Raw genomic sequence first — 1,964 nt, 5'->3', positions numbered from 1 at the left:
ACTGGAGAGGAAACGGCAATGCCCCAGACCGCGGCGCACGGCGCGAAAGCCGACATTCTCGCCGACGAGAGTTTCATGTCGGCCGACGACCTSAAAGYCTACATGGCGGACATCGAGATGGCGAAGGCATCCAAGATGCTGGGTGCCATGGATAAGGCCGAGGAGGCACGCCAGAAGCTGATCAAGACGCTTGCGGAAGAGGTCGAGGTCAATGCCGAGCTGATTGCCCGGATCAAGCACAACCTCGCMGTGAAGACGCGCGCGGCTGCCGAGCGYGGCGAGCGCGAGGTCATGGTGATGCGGTTCCCGAGCGCGCTGTGCAACGACAARGGCCGTGCGCTCAACAAYTCAGAGGCGGACTGGCCGACGACGCTCACCGGACGGCCGCGCCAGGCCTATGAATTCTGGAAGGAGCATCTGAAGCCCGCGAATTATCGGCTGCGCGCGATGATCATCGACTGGCCGGGTGGGCTGCCCGGCGATGTCGCCTTCTTCCTGGCCTGGTCCTAACCGGGAGGGCGTGATCATGGATGCTCCTGTCAGCAAGGCCATGAAGCGAGAGCCTTACGAGCGYCAGTTGAAGGAATTTCAYGGCGAACTGGTCAAGCTCCAGGAATGGGCCAAGCATACCGGYGCCAAGATCTGCATTATCTTCGAGGGCCGTGAYGGCGCCGGYAAGGGCGGTGTCATCAAGGCGATCACCGAGCGGGTGAGCCCGCGGGTCTTCCGCGTCATCGCGCTTCCTCCGCCGACCGATCGCGAACGCTCGCAGATGTACGTCCAGCGCTATCTGCCCCATCTSCCGGCMKCCGGCGAAGTCGTGATCTTCGATCGCAGCTGGTACAACCGCGCCGGCGTCGAACGGGTGATGGGGTTCTGTACGGAGGAACAGGCCCAGGCCTTCCTGTTCGCAGTCCCGAGCGTCGAGAAAGTCATCGTCGAATCCGGCATCATCCTGCTGAAATACTGGCTTGAGGTCAGCCCGAAGGAGCAGACGCGCCGGATCGAGGAGCGCATCACCGACCCGCGCAAGATCTGGAAGCTGTCGCCYATGGATCTGAAATCCTATGGCCGCTGGAATGACTATTCCCGWGCCCGCGACGACATGTTCCGGGCRAGTGATACGAGCTGGGCGCCCTGGTTTGCCGTCCATTCCGACGACAAGCGCCGCGCTCGGCTGAACATCATCTCTCATATCCTGTCCTCGATCCCCTACGAGGCGCCACCACGCGAGAAGATCAAGCTGCCAAAACGCCAGAAGATCGACGACTACGAGGAGACGAATTTCGCTCGGCACTGGGTCGCGGAGACCTGCTGATGCGCAGTGAAGTGAGGCAGCGACAGGGAGGCCATAGTGCAACGCTCTGAGGCTGCACTGGAGGTTCAATTACCTGCGGGGGCCGAGGCCAGCAAGGCGACGTTGCCCGCTGCCCGTCACCGATACCGGATCGTATGCGGTGTATTCGCCCTGGCCGTGATCTCCGGCCTTCTCCTGAATCTCGTCCTCGGCTCCAGACCGGACGACATGGCGAATGCAATCCGGTACACGGATATCGTCGCGCGTCCGCCCGCCGGGGAACAATATGGCTGGTCGATCGCGGGCTTCTCGATCGCACTGTTCCTGCAAGCATTCCTGATCCTCCTGCTGCTGTTCGAACGCCAACGACGCTCGGTTGCCGAGCGTGAGGCAAGCCAATTCCTGTCGGAAGCGGTGACAGTCAATCGGCGCATTTCCCTGGGAGAAATGTCCGGGTACATCGCGCATGAGCTCAAGCAGCCGCTGAGCGCAATCCTGATCAATACCGAAGCGGCCGAGATCATCCTCAGGAACGCAGCCCCCAGCATCGCGGACCTTCAGGACATCGTCGCGGACATCAAGCGGGACGAGATGCGCGCGGTCGAGATCATCGACCGCGTGCGGAACATGATCCGACCGACACCGTCGCCCACCCGGACGATCGATC

Annotated in this window: 3 protein-coding genes; all 3 read left to right on the top strand. The window is 62.1% G+C overall.

The features are described from left to right. Positions 1-18: 18 nt before the first annotated feature. Positions 19-510 carry a hypothetical protein gene (locus AC1D34_RS37080; protein WP_441508822.1) on the top strand — a complete coding sequence of 164 codons (492 nt, stop codon included), beginning with the start codon at positions 19-21 and terminating at the stop codon, positions 508-510. A gap of 16 nt (positions 511-526) precedes the next feature. Further along, positions 527-1,318, top strand: a complete 792-nt coding sequence (gene ppk2 / locus AC1D34_RS37075) for a polyphosphate kinase 2 (protein WP_476826966.1) — start codon at positions 527-529, stop codon at positions 1,316-1,318. Positions 1,319-1,354: 36 nt separating this feature from the next. Next, positions 1,355-1,964, top strand: a 610-nt coding sequence (locus tag AC1D34_RS37070) for a histidine kinase dimerization/phospho-acceptor domain-containing protein (protein ID WP_476826965.1), incomplete at its 3' end; no start/stop codon positions are given.

It is taken from the genome of Allobosea sp. P1_A7 (genome assembly GCF_056406775.1).
Note: the sequence above shows the minus strand (reverse complement) of the source record. Positions and strands in the feature narration are given on the sequence as shown.